Genomic DNA, 232 nt, shown 5'->3' with positions numbered 1-232 from the left:
ATCAACATCTAAAATACTATAATCACCAGAAACATTCGATAGAAAAATTGTACGGTCTATCTCGAATTCTAAATCGTTTGGCCAGTCTATCCTATATGGATGCTTTTTAGGAATACTCGTTATTATTTGTGGAATCAGAACCCCCTCCATAATATCTTTTACTTCAATAGAAGGATCTAAAAGTTTATCTAATATTTGATTACACCATTCTCTCCAATACTCTATGTTTTCA

1 protein-coding gene is annotated in these 232 nt (G+C 31.5%); it reads right to left on the bottom strand.

Annotated features, from left to right (window positions below; translation table 11 throughout):
• Positions 1 to 232: hypothetical protein (locus tag SB751_RS35630; RefSeq protein WP_410749686.1), on the bottom strand; the 232-nt coding region annotated here is incomplete at both ends.

Source organism: Cupriavidus sp. SIMBA_020 (assembly GCF_046535395.1).
Lineage (GTDB): Bacteria > Pseudomonadota > Gammaproteobacteria > Burkholderiales > Burkholderiaceae > Cupriavidus > Cupriavidus campinensis.
This window is presented reverse-complemented; position numbering and strand designations above follow the sequence as displayed.